Source organism: Micromonospora sp. WMMD1082 (genome assembly GCF_029626175.1).
In the GTDB taxonomy this organism is placed as follows: domain Bacteria; phylum Actinomycetota; class Actinomycetes; order Mycobacteriales; family Micromonosporaceae; genus Micromonospora.
The window spans coordinates 5,212,131-5,225,445 of sequence record NZ_JARUBM010000002.1; the positions used below are offsets into that span (position 1 = coordinate 5,212,131).

13 protein-coding genes are annotated in these 13,315 nt (G+C 68.0%); 5 read left to right on the forward strand and 8 right to left on the reverse strand.

All coding sequences use genetic code 11. The features are described from left to right. Nucleotides 1-14: 14 nt before the first annotated feature. Genes O7615_RS24050 through O7615_RS24065 form a run of 4 tightly spaced genes read right to left on the reverse strand, consistent with a single transcriptional unit; the run spans nucleotide 15 to nucleotide 2,801 of the window. Nucleotides 15-1,508, reverse strand: a complete 1,494-nt coding sequence (locus O7615_RS24050; RefSeq protein ID WP_278180052.1) for an APC family permease — start codon at nucleotides 1,506-1,508, stop codon at nucleotides 15-17. A gap of 44 nt (nucleotides 1,509-1,552) precedes the next feature. Further along, entirely contained in the window at nucleotides 1,553-2,299 is a 747-nt protein-coding gene (locus O7615_RS24055; protein WP_278180053.1) for a GPP34 family phosphoprotein, read from the reverse strand. Continuing rightward, nucleotides 2,296-2,529, reverse strand: a complete 234-nt coding sequence (locus O7615_RS24060; RefSeq protein ID WP_278180054.1) for a hypothetical protein — start codon at nucleotides 2,527-2,529, stop codon at nucleotides 2,296-2,298. Before O7615_RS24060 ends, O7615_RS24055 begins: the two co-directional genes overlap by 4 nt. Next, nucleotides 2,526-2,801 carry a hypothetical protein gene (locus tag O7615_RS24065; protein WP_278180055.1) on the reverse strand — a complete coding sequence of 92 codons (276 nt, stop codon included), beginning with the start codon at nucleotides 2,799-2,801 and terminating at the stop codon, nucleotides 2,526-2,528. The genes O7615_RS24060 and O7615_RS24065 overlap by 4 nt, the downstream gene beginning before the upstream one ends. Before the next feature lie 629 nt (nucleotides 2,802-3,430). On the opposite strand from O7615_RS24065, the gene O7615_RS24070 reads away from it, so the two are divergent. From O7615_RS24070 to O7615_RS24085, 4 genes are all read left to right on the forward strand, one after another. Next, nucleotides 3,431-4,798, forward strand: a complete 1,368-nt coding sequence (locus O7615_RS24070) for a helix-turn-helix transcriptional regulator (protein ID WP_278180056.1) — start codon at nucleotides 3,431-3,433, stop codon at nucleotides 4,796-4,798. 15 nt (nucleotides 4,799-4,813) lie between these two features. Continuing rightward, nucleotides 4,814-5,752 carry an aminoglycoside phosphotransferase family protein gene (locus tag O7615_RS24075; protein WP_278180057.1) on the forward strand — a complete coding sequence of 313 codons (939 nt, stop codon included), beginning with the start codon at nucleotides 4,814-4,816 and terminating at the stop codon, nucleotides 5,750-5,752. 142 nt (nucleotides 5,753-5,894) lie between these two features. Beyond that, the gene (locus tag O7615_RS24080; protein WP_278180058.1) at nucleotides 5,895-6,593 is read left to right on the forward strand and encodes a pentapeptide repeat-containing protein; all 699 of its coding nucleotides are present in this window, start codon (nucleotides 5,895-5,897) and stop codon (nucleotides 6,591-6,593) included. After that, entirely contained in the window at nucleotides 6,590-7,225 is a 636-nt protein-coding gene (locus tag O7615_RS24085; protein ID WP_278180059.1) for a pentapeptide repeat-containing protein, read from the forward strand. Before O7615_RS24080 ends, O7615_RS24085 begins: the two co-directional genes overlap by 4 nt. On the opposite strand, the gene O7615_RS24090 is transcribed toward O7615_RS24085, so the two are convergent. From O7615_RS24090 to O7615_RS24105, 4 genes are all read right to left on the reverse strand, one after another. Further along, complete coding sequence (locus O7615_RS24090) at nucleotides 7,200-8,903, reverse strand: carbamoyltransferase C-terminal domain-containing protein (protein ID WP_278180060.1); 1,704 nt, start codon at nucleotides 8,901-8,903, stop codon at nucleotides 7,200-7,202. The two genes, O7615_RS24085 and O7615_RS24090, sit on opposite strands and share 26 nt — an antisense overlap. Beyond that, a complete protein-coding gene (locus tag O7615_RS24095; protein WP_278180061.1) occupies nucleotides 8,896-10,269 on the reverse strand; it encodes a radical SAM protein in 1,374 nt (457 codons plus the stop codon). The genes O7615_RS24090 and O7615_RS24095 overlap by 8 nt, the downstream gene beginning before the upstream one ends. Beyond that, nucleotides 10,266-11,495, reverse strand: a complete 1,230-nt coding sequence (locus tag O7615_RS24100) for a radical SAM protein (protein WP_278180062.1) — start codon at nucleotides 11,493-11,495, stop codon at nucleotides 10,266-10,268. Before O7615_RS24100 ends, O7615_RS24095 begins: the two co-directional genes overlap by 4 nt. 90 nt (nucleotides 11,496-11,585) lie before the next feature. After that, a complete protein-coding gene (locus O7615_RS24105) occupies nucleotides 11,586-11,762 on the reverse strand; it encodes a hypothetical protein (protein WP_278180063.1) in 177 nt (58 codons plus the stop codon). 163 nt (nucleotides 11,763-11,925) lie between these two features. Here O7615_RS24105 and O7615_RS24110 point away from each other — a divergent pair, with 163 nt between their 5' ends. Continuing rightward, the gene (locus tag O7615_RS24110; protein WP_278180064.1) at nucleotides 11,926-13,251 is read left to right on the forward strand and encodes a hypothetical protein; all 1,326 of its coding nucleotides are present in this window, start codon (nucleotides 11,926-11,928) and stop codon (nucleotides 13,249-13,251) included. The last annotated feature ends 64 nt before the right edge of the window (nucleotides 13,252-13,315 follow it).

Sequence of the window (13,315 nt, forward strand, 5' to 3'; positions counted from 1 at the left end):
AACTCCCTGGTTGGTTAGGCGGGTTGGCGGACGGCGTCGGGGACGCGCAGCGGACCAATGTCGCTGTCGGCGCCGAGGCCGATGGCGTGGTAGACCTCCGGGTTGGCAGCCCGCAGGACCAGCGCCCAGGCGATGCCGAGCAGCGCGGCCGCGGCGTACGCGGCGGGGAACGCCCACCGCAGCGGCGAGTCCGGGGCGACGCCGAGCAGGGTGGCGAACTCCCGCAGGGTGACGGTGAGGATCCCGCCGAGGGCGATGGTGGCGGCCAGGGGTGCGATGAATGCTCGCCAGGGTCCTTCGGTGTGGAGGGTGTGGGTGAAGAAGCCGATGACGGCGGCGGAGGTGACGGTCATGAGGATGAGGACGCCGAGGCCGCCGGTGACGGTGATCCAGAAGAACAGGTGCACGATCGGATCCGCCCCGGCGAGGGCATAACCGACCAGCACCGCCAGGGCGAGGCCGCTCTGGACGAGGGAGCCGACCTTGGGGGCGCCGGTGCGGCGGCTGGTGCGGCCGAACACGGCGGGTAGGACCCGTTCCCGGCCGAGGGCGAACAGGTACCGGGCCACCGTGTGGTGGAAGGAGAGCAGGGCGGCGAACAGGCTGGTGATGAACAGGACCCGGGCGACGGTGATGACACTCTGGCTCAGGTACGGCGACACCAGGTTGAAGATCAGGTCGGTGCCGTCGGTGCGGGCCGCCTCGACGATGCGGTCCGGGCCGGTGGCCACCGACATCGCCCACGCCGACAACCCGTACAGCAGACCGGTCACCCCGACGGCGATGTAGGTGGCGCGGGCGATCGTCCGCCGGGGGTCCTTGGTCTCCTCGGAGAACACGACGGTGCCTTCGAAGCCGACGAACCCGGTGATCGCGGTGACCAGCGCGGCCCCGATCCCGGCGGCGAACACGTGCGACGGGGCGAGGGTGTCGAAGCTGACCGTCCCGTCGGCCGGGTGGGTGACCATGATGGCGTCGAAGGTCAACGCGACCACGCATTCGGCGACCAGCACCACGGCCAGGACGCGACCGTTGAGGTCGATCCGAGCCACGCCGAGCACCGCCACCACCGCCCACACCGTGAGGGCGCACGCCCACCAGGGCAGGTTGAACCCGTACCGGTCGTTGAGGAACATCGCGGTCACCGCACCCGCCCCGCCGTACAGGCCGATCTGCATCGCGTTGTAGGCCAGCAACGCCACCATCGCCGCACCGACCCCGGCCGGGCGACCCAGGCCCCGGGTGACGTAGGTGTAGAACGCGCCCGCGTTGACGATCCGCCGCGACATCGCCACATAGCCCACCGCGAACAACGCCAGCACCGCCGCGACCAGCAGGTACGACACGGGGATGCCGGTCACACCGGTGACCGCGTACCCGGTGGTCGCCCCACCGGCAATCACCGTGAGGGGTGCGGCGGCGGCGATCACGAAGAACACCACCGACGGAATACCGAGCCGCCCCCGCGCAAGCACGGCGGACACGGTGTCAGGACTGGAACGAGGCATGGAGGTCTCTCTCAAATGAAGGAGGGATGGAGGGGGCCGCACACTTAGGAGGTGCGGTGACTGAGGACAGCGCCACCGACCACGGCGCCGAGGTCGGCGAGCAGGTCGCGCAACGGCGGGTGGGCCTGCTCGATCTGCTGGCGCAGGAACGCCCGCGTCGTCGGGGATGTGCCGTCGAGGAGGATCGGAGAGAGCTGGGTGTGCAGAGCCACACCCGCGAGCGCCACGTCGAAGGCGTCGAGTGGGCGGTAGTTGCGCAGCTGGAACGACAGCCGCGCCCACGACCAGGCAGCGGTGTTCATATCGGTGGGGACGTAGACGGTTCGTTGCCGCCAGAACCGGCCGACCTGCTGCGGCTGGAGCAGTCCGAGTTGCCACATCCGGGTCGCCACCTGCTCGTAGGCGGTGGTGCCGAGGAATGCCAGCCACGTGCGGGTCGCGGTGTGACGGGGTTCGGCAACGAGGCGGTCGAGGACGAGGTGTTGCAGCCAATCCGTCGGCGGGAAGGGGTTGGTCACCCGTATGTGCCGGCCCTCGAAGGTGATCCGGCCTTCCCGGTACAGCTCGGCGAGCAGCGCGGCGGCCAGGCCGTGCGCCGTCGCGGACTCGAACAGGCGAGGGCGGCCGGTCTGATCGTCGTGCGCCAGGTAGAAGAACTCGTCAGCGAGGCGTGTGGGTTGCGCTGCGGCGCTGCCGATGGCGCGTACCGGCCGAGTCGGTTCTGCTGGTGCCGCATGCTCGCGCAGGTGTGGGGCGTAATCGTCGGCTGCGCCGTGAGGTGGGGTGTTCACCGCGGCTGGCCTTCCTGAGTCGATGGGTCACAGGGGATGGGGAGCCCGAGCTGTAGGAGGAGGTCACGGCCACCGGGATGGTGGCCCAGTTCCTCGACCGCCCAGGCGTACTGCCCGCACCCGCCGTCGCGGCAGTGGAAGCAGCTGCCCTCGTCGCGGTGCTGAAGCACGGTGCTGCGCGCGGACTCGAAGCGATCCACCGCGCGATCACCGTCGTCGGTGCCGGTCATTGCGTGGCGTGGTGACGGCGAATGGCGGCGACGGTGACCCGCATCTCCATACATGGCGGGTGCCGGTCGACGTGCGGGTATACGCACTCGGGTTGGTGGCCGAGCACCCAGACCCACTCGTCGCTGCGGTTCGGCAGATCACGGACGCCCGTTACGGTGACGGCGACCGGTGTGCCGGGGGTGAGATCACGGCCGTAGGACCAGTCGTTCGGATCCAGCAGCAGCAGAGTGCCTGGGGCGATGTCGGGGAGAGGCTCAGGGCTTCGGTTCATGGCCGTGTCCTTCCTCGCTCCGAACGCTGGCGCAGGCCGGTGCCTGGGGAGGGCCGGTCGGGACTCGCGTGAAACGTGTGCTTGTTCCTGGCGAGATGGGTGAGTGATGCGGTGCCCTCACCGCTATGGCCGGCGAGCGCAGACCCGTCGCTGTGGGCGTAGCGCGTGGCCGGCCCTTCGCAGTCGATGCCGAAGGGCTTGAAGGACTGCTCACCGTCACCGGGGACGAACCACTTGACGCGCACTGCGGTCACCTTCTTCTGAGCGGTTTGAGATGCGCGGCCGGGCCCTCCCCGGCACCGACCGCGCACCTGACCGATTGGGTTGCGGTGCCCGTTCCCGTGTGAGAACGCATGGGCACTGCACCCGGCTTGTTCGCCGGCCTCCGACGGGTTCCTGGCTTCGTGAAGGCAGTGGGTCGTCGGAGGCAATGTGGAAGCGGTTTGACCATGGCAACCGGCGCCGGTGGCATGGAACCCGCGCGGCAGGTCAGACCGTGCGGGATAGCTCGGGCTGCGGGTGGCGACTAGCGCGACTAGTCGCCTTGGCTGGTCCGAGGACGAGGAAGGCTGGCTGGGCGATGACTGCGGGTTATGCTGCTCTCACTTCCCTCCGTCGATGGGGCTGTCGTGAACGTGGACCGCTTTTCGCAGATGATGCATCCTGATCAGTCGTGGTGGGATGAGCCAGCCATGCGAAGTGCCCTGGCGCGCCGGGACGTTGGTCAAATCTTCATGCTGCTGAACCGGCGTCACGGCATGACGCAGCGCCGTATCGCCGAGCTTGCTGGATTCGCTGCGTCGGAGGTGTACGAAATCACCCGCGGCCGCCAGGTCATGGCTTACGACGTCCTTGTGCGTATCGCAGAGGGATTAGGCATTCCGCGTGCCTTGATGGGCCTCGGATACGGGACAGAATCGGCTTACGCGAATCATGCCGAGCCGCTTCCTCTGGATGAACCTGGGCAGCGAAGGCAGTTCATTGCTGCACTGGCCGGATTTGCCGTTGGCGGTTCACCGGACGTCGAAGTATGGCTTCCTCGGTCAGGAGAATGGCCGGCATCAGTGCCGGAAGTCGTGAATCCGGCGGCCGTCGCTACCGTTCGGGAGATTACTCAGCGTCATCGAGAGTTGGATGCTGCGTACGGCGGTGGCTCGTGCCGTGATTCGGCGCTGGGCTACCTGGCATGGGCGCAGTGTCTCACTCGCAGCCGTTGCCAAACTCCCGGCATCGCGGCTGCGTTGTATGCCGGGCTGGCGGACCTGCACAACCTCGTTGGGTGGATGTCCCATGATCTGGGTAAACATATGGACGCGCGCCGCCATCTCGCGCAAGGTCTCGTTTACGCGCAAAAAGCTGATAGCTCAACGCTGATGGCGGATGCCTACTATCGGCTCGGCCGCGTCAGCATCCACCAGGGGAACTCCGCAGAGGCGCTGCACCTGTTCCAGCTCGGCCAGATGGTTGCCACGAACTCGAACTGCTTGACGTCGGTGGCGATCCTGCACGCCAACATTGCCTGGGCCCACGCCAGAATGGGAAACGCGCCCGCGATGCGCGACTCACTAGCGCGCGCTCGCGACGAAATCGGCAGGGCCGACACCACGCAAGCACCCCAATGGACGCGGTTCTTCTGCGAGCCAGGCGACTTGGAGGGCATGTCAGGAGTCGTCCACTCTGCCCTCGCTCGCTATTCTCAGTACCGTGAGCAACACGCCGTCCTTGCGCTGAATCATGCGAGTCGGGCGTTGGAGCGGCGAACCGAGACATCACGCAGCGGTGCGTTCGACCACGTGACGATGGCAATGGGGTACGCCCTTCTCGGGCAACAAGACAAGGTTGCACCCCACGCTCAAGCAGTCCTGGATGCGGCAGAACACGTGAGGTCTCGCCGGCTGCTCGACCGGCTCAGCGACGTCGCGGACGTTATCGAACCGCGCCGAGACAGGCAGCTGGCGGAGGTGGTGACGGCCATCCGAGCACGAGTGGCCGCGTGACCTAACCTGGCGGGTATGTCGACCACCCTGACCGCTGAGGCTGCCGACGAGATCCAGCGGGGACTCGACGCCGTCCGCCAGCAGGCCGGACTTGTCTCTGGCAAGGCGCAACTCATGCGATACACGATCAACGCGGTCTACAGGATCGGCGACAGAGTGCTACGGCTGTCGCGTGGCGAGGTGGCACGAGAGCGGGCTCAACGCGTCGTCCGCGCGATGGCACTGCTCAGACAGCACGAGGTGCCAGCGGTCGAACTGGACACCAGCGTCGCGCAGCCCGTAGTGGTCGACGAGTGGGTGGCCACGATCTGGCACTACCTTCCGCATCCGGCACGCCGCCCCGATCCAGTCGAACTGGCCGCACCCCTGGCGCGGCTGCACGCCATCGTCGAGACACCAGCATTCCTGCCGCGCTGGTCACCCGTCGCCACGGCTCGACGCCGGCTGGCCGGGCTCGCCACTCTCCCCGCCGACGAACTGCTGTTCACGCAACGATGGGCATCACGCGAAGTCGCGCTACCACTCGACGATCTCGTTGCACGGCTGCGCGAGCGCTGCGACGAGTTGGAACCTCAGGTCGCGTCCGCCACCTGGCAGCTACCCATCGGTGTCGTGCACGGCGACGCCCACGTCGGCAACGTCCTCGCGGGCCGGTTGTGTGATTTCGACTCGCTGGCGATCGGGCCGCGGGAGTGGGACCTGGTCCCGCTGGTGCACAGCGCCATCCGCTTCGGCGACCCAACAGAGCCGTACGAGAGGTTCACAGCGGCCTACGGCTTCGACCTTGCGACGTCGCCGTTCTGGCCGCTGCTACGGGACGTGCGCGAACTCCAACTCGTGACCAGCGTGATGGACAAGCTTCCCGGCAGACCCGAAGTGGCAGATACGCTGGGACATCGGCTACGTACGTACCTGGCTGGCGACAATTCGGCAGTATGGCAGCGCTACCGATAGTTCGCCCAGCCCACGCGGCTGGGCTATTGCTCTACAGGACGGCGGTTCGGGCCGTCCTCGGTAACCGGTGTTGTCTCGATCCAGTTGAAGTACGGCGATTCAACCCCTGGCAATCAGGATGGTAGGGCCTAGGCTGAAGGGCATGTCACCCCGACGTGTGTCCACCGCCCGTTCAGCCGCTACCAGGAAGGTGAGAGACCCTCGGAGTCCGTTGCCGCCGTCCGAACTACTGCTCTTCGAGGCCGCCGCTCTGGAATCTGAGTCGGAGCTAGAGAGCCGCGCCTTCTATAGCGTCAACCTGGCCGGACAGGATGCCGACTCGGTAACGTTTGCCCAGTGCCGCTTTCGCGGGGCGGATCTGTCCAGCTGCCGCTTGGACCAAGTGACGATGACGGACTGTCTGGTGACGGACTCCAGCTTGGCGAACCTCCGCTCTGACGGTGGAAGCATGACCCGGATTCGGCTTTCCCAATGCAGGATGACAGGCGTGACCTGGGCTGACGGTTTACTGCGGGATGTCACCATCGCGGAGTGTCGGGCGGATTTGTCGGCTTGGCGGATGACGAAGTTTGATGCGGTCAGCTTCGTGGAATGCAATCTCAGCGGAGCTGACTTTACCAACGCCGATCTGAGTGGAGCAGTGTTTCGGGATTGCGATCTGACCAGTGCGGTGTTCCACCATGCCTCAATGGAAGGGGCGCGGTTCCGCGGCTGCAATTTGGCCGGTGTGGGTGACGTTTCCAATTGGAAGGGAGCGATCGTGCACCACACCGATTTGATGAGTCTGTCGTATGGGCTTGCACGGGCCGCGGGCATTCGTATTGAGGATGAGGATTCATGAGGGCGGGTAGGCGCACATCGGCGGCCCGGCCGGTTGTCACCAGTGCTGACTGGCCGGCTCCGGAACCGAGCTCCGATGGGGCGGAAGGGTTTGTGGGGTTGCGGTACGAGGGGGCCGCGATCCGGGAGGTCGACCTGTGTGAGGCGACGCTTGAAGACTGTGTGTTCGAGTCATGCACGTTCACCGCGGTGCGGTTCAACTGCGCGAGGCTTGTCGGTTCGACGTTCAAGGATTGCCGGTTCGCTGGCTGCAACTGCTGGGATGCGTCGATGACGGACTGCACGCTGACCGGGTCGGTGTTCGACCGGTGTGACCTATCTGGTCTGGAGGTGCAGGGCGGGGACTGGTCGGACGTCGAGATGTTGGGCGCCGATCTGGGCACCGCCGAGTTCACCCGGGTGCGGATGCGCGGGGCGAACCTGAGCGGTGCCCGGTGCCAGGGTGTCGTGCTGCGGGATGTGGACCTGTCCGGTGCGGATGTGCGGGAGGCGGATTTTTCCCGCGCGGACCTGCGGGGCAGCGTGTTGACCGCGTTCGACCCGCGCGAGGTGGAGCTGCGGGAGGCGATCATCACGGCCGATCAGGCGGTGGATATCGCGATGAGCCTCAGCATGTCGGTGCGTGCTTCGTGACGAGGTACGGCCCGAGTTGGAGGTAGGCCAGGTCGGAGTGCCGGAGCACGGTGACGGCGTCGACGGCGGTGCGGGCGATGGGGTGGCCGTGCAGGTTCAGCGAGGTGTTGAGCAGCACGGCCTGGCCGGTGCGGGCGTGGTAGGCGTGCAGAATCCTGGCGAGGCCGGTGGGGCTGTCCTCATCGACGATCTGAGGTCGGCAGCTCAGGTCTGCGGGGTGGATTGCCGCGATCATGTCGGTGGCGGCGTCGGGTTGGGTGTCGAAGCCGAGCATCATGTAAGGGCTGCGTAGCCGGCGGGGGTTGCGGATGTAGCGGTGCTGGTGGCTGCGGAGGATCGCGGGCGCGAACGGCATCCAGAAGTCCCGCTGCTTGATGAGCTGGTTCAGGCGTCGTGGTACATCGGCGTCGGCAGGGTTCGCGAGGATGGAACGGTTGCCGAGGGCGCGGGCGCCGTACTCCATCCGGCCGGTGCAGCGGGCGACGATCTGCCCCTCGGCGAGGAGACCGGCCACCACGTCCTCGATGCGGTCGGGTTCGTGCAGGTGCAGACCGGTGCCGGCGACGGCGCGCCGGGCGTCGTCGGGGGTGATGTCGTCGCCGAGGTAACAGTCGGCCATCGGCTGCACGCTGTGGTGCCCATGGGTGACGGCGAGGCGGTGGTAGAGGGCGCCCAGCGGGAGACTTTCGTCGCCGCAGGAGGGGAACGCAGCGAATGTGTCGACGCAGTCCAGATCGGCGATACGCTGGTTGACCTTAATGTTCATGAAGACGCCGCCGCCGGCGAGCACGTCTCGGATGCCGGTGGCGGTGACGGCGTTGCGGGTCCATCGGGTGAGCAGGTCTTCGGTGAACAGTTGCAGGCCGGCGAAGAGGTCGTCGAAGCGTCGGCCTCGCAGGCGTTGTTCGATGTCGGGCCAGGCTCGCTCGATGCTGGCGGTCGTGGTGCGGTGCAGCCGGAGGCCGGTGGGGTCGAGGCCGAGGTAGGTGTGCAGGATGTCGGCGACCTGCCGGGCCCGGTCAGGGCGGGCGTAGGGGGCCATGCCCATGAGCTTGTACTCGTCCTCGTGTGGGGTGAACCCGGCGGCGTGGGTGAACCAGAACCACAGCAGGCCGATGGAGTTGCGCATGTCGGTGCGGGCGATCTCGGTGCGCTGGCCGGCGGTCCAGGCGGAGACGGTCGCGCAGGCGCCGTCCCCGAACCCGTCGCAGGTCAGTACCAGGTAGGGACGGTCGGGGTCGGTGCGTAGCCCGTAGTATGCGGCGGCGGCGTGCGCGGTGTGGTGGTCGACGTAGGTGACCCGAGCGGCGGTGAGGCCATCCTGCCGCAGCAGCTCGGTGACCCGTCGCGGCATCGCGCCGGGCGCGGCGACCACCAGGTGCTCCTCGCCCTCGACCAGGGTCGGTTGGTGGTGGAAGGCGGCGAGACGGTGCAGCCACTCGTCGCGGGGGCAGTGGTCCACGGGCCCGGAGCGGCTGCCGTAGACGACTTCGGTGACATCGCTGGGGACGGCGCCGACCGCGCGCAGGCACGCGGCGACGGCCTGGTGCGGGAAGCCCATGTAGCCCTTGATCCCGGTCAGCCGTTCCTCCTGCACGCAGTGCGCGAGGTGCCCGTCGACGGCGATGGCGGCGGTGGCGTTCGCACCGCCGTGGATGCCGAGCAGCAGATCACCCATGACAGGCGGCCTCTCGGTGCACGGTTTCGGTGAGCCATGCCCACTCGGCGATCTTGAGTTCGGCGAGCCGGTCCAGGCTGCCGGGGTCGGCTTCGTGCAGGCCGGCGAGCACCGGCGCCGCCGTGGTGGCAAACCACTCGGTCAGGGCATCGGCGACGGCGGCGGCGGCCGGGTCCGCGATGGTGAACGCGCGGTGGAACGGTGCAGTGATGAGCAGCCCGTCAGCGGCGATCTGCCGTTCGATGACGGTGCCGGGGATGACCTCCAGGCGGCTGCGGGCCATGAAGTGCGGGATCCGGTGTCGGCCGAAGCGGTGCAGGGCATCCAGTTCGGTGCGGAGCCCGTCGAGGGTTTGCCAGGGATGCCACAAGATGTAGCTGGCCACGGTCGTGACTGCGGCATCATCGGCGGCGGCCACCACCTCCCGCAGGTGCGTGAGGTTCTGACGTTTGCCGTAGACGCGGTGCAGGGTGTCCGGGTTGAACGATTCCACGCCGATGAGCATGGTGCGGACCCCCGCGTCGGCCAGCACGCCGACGGTGTCCGGGTCGAGGGTTTCCGCGCGCACGCTGATCGCGAACGTGAGCGTGCCCGCGAGGCCCGTCGCCCGCAGACCGTCGCGCAACTCGACGGCGCGGCGGGCGCACTCGTGGCGGGTGCCACCGAAGTCGGAGTCCGAGAACGCGAACGCTGTCGCCCCGATGGCCTGGTGCAGGTGGGCGATGTCGTCAACGACCGGGGCCATGGGCATGTCACGCCAGCCGCCGCCGGGCAGGTCGGCGTTGTAGGCACAGAACGTACAGCGGGATCGGCAACCCCGGCTCGCGGCCACCGACACCACCGAGTCGGCGCCGTAGGGCAGGTCGGCAGCGGTGAGCGACCGGAGCGACGTGTAGACCGCGAGGTGCGCGCGAAGGTGCGTTAGAAGCCCTGCGACGAACGGGTCGGTCGCGACGGTGGCGGGCCCGGCGACAACGTGGTCCACCGCGCCGTGCGCCATCAACTCCCCGGCGGCGGACACCGCGAGAGGTCCGAAGCCGATGACGGCCAGCCGAGGATGCCGTAGCCGCGTGGCCACCAACTCGTCGGCGATGCGCCGCAGCCGAGGTCCGTACGCGTCCGAGGTGAACAGGTGCACAACCAGCACGTCGAACCCGGTGACGGCGGCGGCATCAGCGAGGGTGTCGGCTAGGCTCACGGCGGGCCTGCCCCGGTAGTAGGCGTCTAACAAGACGCTGTCGTAGCCGGCGGTGCGCAGGGACGCCTGTACTGCCAGGGCGTCGCCGTCGACGTGGCGCTGTTTGAACCCAGACTCGTATAGCGTCGGCGCCCACACCAGCACCCTCGCCCGGTCGGGATCGGTCACCGCGGGCATGGCACCTCGCACCGCCGGCACGGCGTGGTCGACTCACCGCGGAACTGCTCCCACACCGCTGCGCCGAACCACATGGTGTCCAGGTCGTCGGTGAGGAGATTCCCGGCCCGCAGGGACCGGTTCTCCACCCCGAAGATGCACGGGTACACGTCGCCGCGCTGGTCGACGGCGAAGCCGATGCTGCCGCTGCCGCACCCTTGGGCCGGGCTGATCGTCTCGATCTCCACGTCGTACGCCTGAGCCAAACGCTGGCATTCCGGCAGCAGTACAGTCAGGATCGTGCGGTCGTTCAGGGTCACCGCTGGGTTGGACCGCCCGACCGGCTTCTGCGGGAAGAACTTGAACCGGCGTACCCCGACGTCGAGTCCGACCTGCACGACCTGTTCCAGCTCACCCAGGTTGACGTGGTTGACCACGGTGTTGATGACGACCTCGGTGAACTCGCCGAGCGCACGGATACCCGCGAGGGTCTTGGGCCAGGATCCCGGCGCGCCCCGGATCATCTCGTGCGTCGTGGCCTGGCCACCGTCCAGCGACACCTGCACCGGGGACACCGCCAACTCGCGCAGCCGCTCCAGCCGGCCGGCGTTGAGCACCGTGGCGTTGGTTGACACCCCGAAGCCCAACCCCCGGCCGATGATGTCGGCCGCTAGGTCGAAGAATCCCGGCAAGAGGAGGCTCTCCCCGCCGGTGATGTAGATGTCCGGCACGCCGTAGTCGTCGAGCCGACGGATGATCTCGTGCCACCCGTCCAGAGGCACCAGGAACGGGTCTGCCTTGGGGCTGCCCGAGCAGTAGCAGTGCAAGCACCGCTGGTTGCAGACCGTGAATGGCTGGAGATGGACCCAGAACGGCTTGAGCACCTTCACCTTGGGCCGGGCAGTGTCCGCCTCGTCGGCGACCGCGTGAACACGCGCGGCGGTCACCGGCTCGGCCGTCACATCGTCAGCCGGCGCAAGAACACCTGCGGAGCGCAGGTCACCGACGGTGGCATCCCATCGGGCTTGGTCGAGGCCGAAACGGTCGCCGAGGGCGGTCTGTGCCAACGGCGGGAACTGCGGGGCCAGCGGCTCGCGAGCCAGCAGCGCGACCATCGCCGCTGCTCTCGGTAGTTCCACGAAGCGGCGGGGCTGGGTGGTGGTCCAGGCGAAGGCGCCGAAGTGCTCGTGGCGGAGCCGCATGTCCGCTATCCGCAGCGCCGGGGGAAGTGATGTCACAGGTGCCTCCCAGACTGGGCTGCCGGCCCGCGACGGGGTTCGCGAGCCGGCAGCCATCTCGATCCGCTCTGATCAAGAGCGGGGGCGGATCTACTGCGCGGACGTCACGGTGGGGAGGCCGCCACCGCCCTGGGCGATGGTGCCGGAGTAGGTCTTGCAGCCCAGCGCGAGCGTCGCCTCCGCAACGGAGGAGAACTGCCGGACGCGGTCGGAGCCTCTGGGGGTCGAGGTGGCCGCGGGGGCCGTGGGCGAGGTGTTGGGGACCATCGATCTGCCTTCCTACGAGGATTGCAACGACGAGGGTCACTACACCCCACCCAACCCACGCCGTGTAACCCTACGATGGGGGCACCATTACGGGGGGTCACACGGGTGTGGGTGATTGGCGGTATAGTCCACCGATCAGCCTGCGATTCCATTGAGGAGTCCTGTGGATCCGTCGGCATCCGCACGCATGCTTCCCCGCCGACTGCTTCGCGACCCCGTCGTGGTGCAAGCCCTACGCGACCGCAACTTTCAAGCGGTCTTCGCCGCCGCAAAGGCGGCGGGGCTGAGCTGGAACGCCATGGCCGCCGCCGCAGGCTTGAAAGCCGACCGGATCAGCCTCGTCGCCCGAGGCGAAGCGCGGATCACCGGCATCGACACCATCGAACGGATCGCCGACGGATTGCGCATCCCCGGTGCCATGGTGGGCCTGGCTGCGCGATCCTGGGAGAGCCACACCGGTGTCGAACAGCAGCCCGCGAGGGAGGATGAATCTATGCATCGACGAAATCTTCTGCGCTCCGCCCTCGCCGCTGGACTGACCGCTGCCCCGCTCACTGAGCTGTCCGACGTGCTGGCCAAAGCCGATAACGCCCTCGCCGTCACCGACCCGGCTGACCTCGGGCATCTCGAGGCCGCGACCGAGAAGCACAGCTACGGCTACGGAGGCCGGGCGCCTACTGACGTCCTGGCCGACCTGATCGCCGACTTCGCCGACGTGGTTCCCCTGCTCCAGCGTCCTCAGCCGGCTGTGACCCGGACCGCTTTGACACGGATCATGGGCCAACTCGGCGGCATGGCCGCTGTCGTCCTTCACGACCTCGGCAACCAGCGCGAGGCATACAGCTGGTTCGCCACCGCAGCCCGCTCCGCAGAGGAGTCCGGCGACCGGCAGTTGCATGCTTGGATCCTCGCTCGTAAGGCGATGCTGCCGCTCAACTTCGGCGCACCCCAGGCCGCAGCCGAACTAGCTGAACAGGCTAGGCGCATCGCTGGAACAGCACCTACTGCCGTCGCTACCCTCGCCGCCGCCGTCACCGGCCGCGCCTACGCTCTGGCCGGACGCCGCGACGAAGCCACCGCGGCACTTCGCGACGCCGACCGCCTCGCCGACAGGCTGAATGAGACCGAACGCGCGGACACCTGGTTCGGCCACTGCGAGCAGAAGCACCACGTCCATCTCTCCCACGCCCTCACCGCGCTCGGCGAGACGAACCGCGCACGGGAAAGCCAGGCTCACGCCCTCGCCCTCTCCGCCCCCACCAGCACACTTACCCCCACCCTGCTACGCCTCGACGCCGCAGCCTGCCAACACCGCGACGGACACACCATCGACGCCTGCCATGCCGCCACCGCCACTCTTGTTGGCGTCCCCGCTCGCTACCGCACCGGCCTGGCCCGCCGCCGTGCCGTCGACCTTTACCGCAGCATCCCTGCAATCCTCCGCTCTAGGCCAGCTGCACGCGGACTCGCGGAGGTTCTTGCGGCGTAAGTGGCGGGCCCTCGCGACGAGCTGTGGGGCACCGATCCTTGGCACCACGATCCGCCGAACGCGC

Bases quoted from the DNA above. Each gene is read 5' to 3' on its own strand.
- O7615_RS24065 (WP_278180055.1), bottom strand. From the start codon at position 2,801: ATGAACCGAAGCCCTGAGCCTCTCCCCGACATCGCCCCAGGCACTCTG.
- O7615_RS24050 (WP_278180052.1), bottom strand. From the start codon at position 1,508: ATGCCTCGTTCCAGTCCTGACACCGTGTCCGCCGTGCTTGCGCGGGGG.
- O7615_RS24105 (WP_278180063.1), bottom strand. From the start codon at position 11,762: ATGGTCCCCAACACCTCGCCCACGGCCCCCGCGGCCACCTCGACCCCC.
- O7615_RS24080 (WP_278180058.1), top strand. From the start codon at position 5,895: ATGTCACCCCGACGTGTGTCCACCGCCCGTTCAGCCGCTACCAGGAAG.
- O7615_RS24085 (WP_278180059.1), top strand. From the start codon at position 6,590: ATGAGGGCGGGTAGGCGCACATCGGCGGCCCGGCCGGTTGTCACCAGT.
- O7615_RS24090 (WP_278180060.1), bottom strand. From the start codon at position 8,903: ATGGGTGATCTGCTGCTCGGCATCCACGGCGGTGCGAACGCCACCGCC.
- O7615_RS24060 (WP_278180054.1), bottom strand. From the start codon at position 2,529: ATGACCGGCACCGACGACGGTGATCGCGCGGTGGATCGCTTCGAGTCC.
- O7615_RS24075 (WP_278180057.1), top strand. From the start codon at position 4,814: ATGTCGACCACCCTGACCGCTGAGGCTGCCGACGAGATCCAGCGGGGA.